The sequence below is a fragment of the Streptomyces sp. genome (genome assembly GCF_019510245.1).
In the GTDB taxonomy this organism is placed as follows: Bacteria; Actinomycetota; Actinomycetes; order Streptomycetales; family Streptomycetaceae; genus Streptomyces.
Genome location: NZ_JAEKKT010000447.1, coordinates 1 through 3,051 on the forward strand (window position 1 = coordinate 1; position 3,051 = coordinate 3,051).

Consider the following 3,051-nt stretch of genomic DNA (forward strand, 5'->3'; position numbering starts at 1 on the left):
GTGCCGGTGGTGCGGGAGTTGTTGGGCTGAGTTGCAGGCCAGGCCAGAACACGGATGGGGCGCGGCCCCCACTGGGAGCCGCGCCCGAACGTGGGGCCGACGAGACTCGAACTCGCACTGTCCACTACCTAAAAGTGGTGCCTCCTGCCGAAATTGGGCTACGGCCCCACGCACAGTTTACTGGTACTCGACGACCGGTTGCGGCGGGGTGGAAGATTCGTGCGATCGTTTAGGGAACGTGCTCGTCTGGCTGTGACAGGACGGGCACAGGTACCGCAGGTTCTCCTGGCGGTTGTCCAGACAGTCGCCGTTGACGTGATCAATCTCCAGGACGAGTCGTCTGTCCTGCCAGGTGTCTCCGGTACCGCACTCATCACAGACATGCGGTACGCCGCGGTCGTCAAGCGCCCGCCTAAGCAGGACGGTCTTGGTGCGTAGGCAGTCGGGAGCGAGCCGGACCAAGATCTCGGACGCCGACTTTCGGTTCAGGGAGCGGGTGCCGCGATAGTGTCCCTGCCCCGTGAAATGAGCGGTCGACAGGCCGTGGGCTTCGACGCTGCGCTTCACGAGCGCCCGAGCTGTACCGCTGTTCATTCGGCCAAGGGCAGCCAGGACTCCGGCTACGCTCGTGGAGGCCTGAACCGCTGCCGCCAGTTCGTGGCGGGGAAGAAGCCGCGGACCATATCGCCGTCCGCTGGTGAAGTGCGAGGTGTCGATCCCGAACTTGTCCAACTTCTTTCTGATGTGGCCGTATGGAGCGTCACGTGGAGGAAGGCCCATGTACTCAACCATCTCCCTGATGCTGTGCGAATGAGCGGCGGCTTCTCTGAGTAGTTCCTCCGGGTAGCTGCGCCGTTCGCGTTCTGGCAGGGGCTCTTCCTGAAAGTGCGAGGTGTCGATGCCGTAGTGCTGGAGCCGCTTACTGAGGTAGTGGCGAGGGCCGCTACCCATCGGTGCTCCCAGCGTTCGCATTAGGTCGACCATGCTGGTGGCTTTGGCGGCAGCTCGAGTCAGCAGGTCGCATGTGTACGTCGGCCTGCTCACGCACTTGCCCTTCGCCTGCGGCCGCGGTATGTGTCCGTCACTGCATGGCAGTTGGGGCAGAGCAGTTGGAGGTTCTCCGGACGGTTGTCCCACCAGTCGCCGTTGACATGGTCGACCTCCAAGCGGAGGGGCTTTCCGTTCCACTGGGGTCCTGTGCCGCACATTGAGCAGATCTCCGGGACCCCGCGACGGAGTAGGTGCTGAAGCAGGCGACTTCCCGGGACCCGGCCGTCCTGTGGTGACCTGAGGCTCAGTAGATCGCCGCGTGAGCCCTTCGCGCCGCCCGATCGCGCCACGAAGTGGGATGTGTCGATGCCCAGCGTCGCGATACGGCGGCTGATGTGCGTGTGGTTGCCGCCCACTGGGCTGATACCCAGGCGGCGAACCACTTCTTTGACGCTGGTCGACACGGCCACGATCTCTCGAAGCGTCTCCTCGGTATGGCGCGCCCACCGGACCGGGAAGTGTGAGACGTCTACGGCCTCCTCCGCCATTTTCTGTCGCAGGTAGCGTCTGCTGCCAGGTGTGGGCGAGCCTCCGCACCACCGTACGGCGTCGTCCCAGTTCGTTGTTGCCCGTGCCGCCTCTTCGAGCAATTCGCGGGTGTACCGGAACCCCATCGTTCTCCTCCGATCTCGGCCACGCGTTCGTGGCCTCGTACGGAGTAACGAACCGTCTATCGGACAGTCACGCTGGAAACGTCAAGGCAGTTGATATGCTGTAGCTCACAGCGAGGCCTTCTGGTGCGGACTCTTGTTCGCTCGGGAGGCTTTTTTCATGACCTCAGCAGAGTTGGATATTCGCCCGGCGACCCTCGACGACCGCCCCGCCGTCGAACGCCTCTGGCTGCTCTTCCGGCATGACCTGTCCGAGTTCGGGGGGCAACTGCCCAACCCGGACGGGACGTTCCGCAGTGAGTGGCTGGAGGCTGCGTTCTCGGCAGACGAGGACTGGGCGCCGTACCTGTTCCGGCTCGGCGAGCATCCCGTCGGGTTCGCGTTCGTGCGGGGGCTCGACACGCCCACCCGGGTGCTCAACAGTTTCTTCGTCGTGCGGGCGGCGCGGAGGAGTGGGGTGGGGCTTCGGGGCATACGGGACGTCGTCGCCCGGCATCCGGGGGAGTGGGAGATTCCCTTTCAGGACGTGAACACCGGTGCCGCGCGGTTCTGGCGGCGCGTTGCCACCGAGCTCGTCGGGGACGCGTGGAGCGAGGAAGCCAGGCCGGTGCCCGAGCGGCCCGACCTGGCTCCTGACTGCTGGATCTCGTTCAGATACCCAAGTCCTTGATGATCTTCGCCACGTGCCCCGTCGCGCGGACGTTGTACAGGGCCCGTTCGACCTTGCCCTCCTCGTCCACGATGATCGTGGAGCGGATGACGCCCATGTACGTCTTGCCGTAGTTCTTCTTCTCGCCGTAGGCCCCGTAGGCCTCGGTGACAGCCTTCTCCGGGTCGGCCAGCAGCGTGACCTTCAGGGACTCCTTCTCGCGGAACTTCGCCAGCTTCTCCGGGGCGTCCGGGGAGATGCCGAGGACGTCGTACCCCGCGCCGGCCAGCACCTCCAGGTTGTCGGTGAAGTCGCAGGCCTGCTTCGTGCAGCCCGGGGTCAGGGCGGCCGGGTAGAAGTAGACGATGACCTTGCGGCCCTTGTGGGCGGAGAGGGACACGTCGTTGCCGTCGGCGTCGGGCAGGGTGAAGGCGGGGGCCACGTCCCCGGGCTGGAGTCGCTCGCTCATTGGGTCAGCGTAACCGGGGGTCCCGACAGTGCGGTCGCGGTCGGAACTGACAGACTGTCCAGGACACGTAGCAGCGACCCCGGAGGCCCCACCGTGGCGGACACGTCGGACATCAGAACCCCGGCGCAGATCGAGGCGGACATCAAGCGCCGCCGCGAGTTGCTGGCCGATACGCTCGACGAGATCGGGGTGCGGGTGCACCCGAAGACGATCGTCGGCGACGCCAAGGCCAAAGTCGTCTCCAACATCGACCACACGCTCGGGCGGGCGTA

5 protein-coding genes and 1 tRNA gene are annotated in these 3,051 nt (G+C 65.4%); 2 read left to right on the forward strand and 4 right to left on the reverse strand.

Annotated features, from left to right (window positions below):
• Positions 1 to 91 precede the first annotated feature (91 nt).
• The 3 genes from JF597_RS53750 to JF597_RS53760 form a co-directional block, all read right to left on the reverse strand.
• Positions 92 to 168, reverse strand: a tRNA-Leu gene (locus tag JF597_RS53750).
• Between the two features lie 9 nt (positions 169 to 177).
• Complete coding sequence (locus JF597_RS53755) at positions 178 to 984, reverse strand: HNH endonuclease (protein WP_294014365.1); 807 nt, start codon at positions 982 to 984, stop codon at positions 178 to 180.
• 56 nt (positions 985 to 1,040) lie between these two features.
• Positions 1,041 to 1,664 (reverse strand): HNH endonuclease signature motif containing protein, encoded by a 624-nt coding sequence (locus JF597_RS53760; RefSeq protein WP_294014360.1) that lies wholly within the window; start codon positions 1,662 to 1,664, stop codon positions 1,041 to 1,043.
• Positions 1,665 to 1,821: 157 nt separating this feature from the next.
• Here JF597_RS53760 and JF597_RS53765 point away from each other — a divergent pair, with 157 nt between their 5' ends.
• The gene (locus tag JF597_RS53765) at positions 1,822 to 2,331 is read left to right on the forward strand and encodes a GNAT family N-acetyltransferase (RefSeq protein WP_294014361.1); all 510 of its coding nucleotides are present in this window, start codon (positions 1,822 to 1,824) and stop codon (positions 2,329 to 2,331) included.
• Here the strand turns inward: JF597_RS53765 and bcp are convergent.
• A complete protein-coding gene (gene bcp, locus JF597_RS53770; protein ID WP_294014363.1) occupies positions 2,312 to 2,779 on the reverse strand; it encodes a thioredoxin-dependent thiol peroxidase in 468 nt (155 codons plus the stop codon). The genes JF597_RS53765 and bcp overlap by 20 nt on opposite strands.
• 93 nt (positions 2,780 to 2,872) lie before the next feature.
• Between bcp and JF597_RS53775 the strand changes: the two genes are divergently transcribed.
• Positions 2,873 to 3,051, forward strand: a 179-nt coding sequence (locus tag JF597_RS53775; protein WP_294014367.1) for a DUF3618 domain-containing protein, incomplete at its 3' end; no start/stop codon positions are given.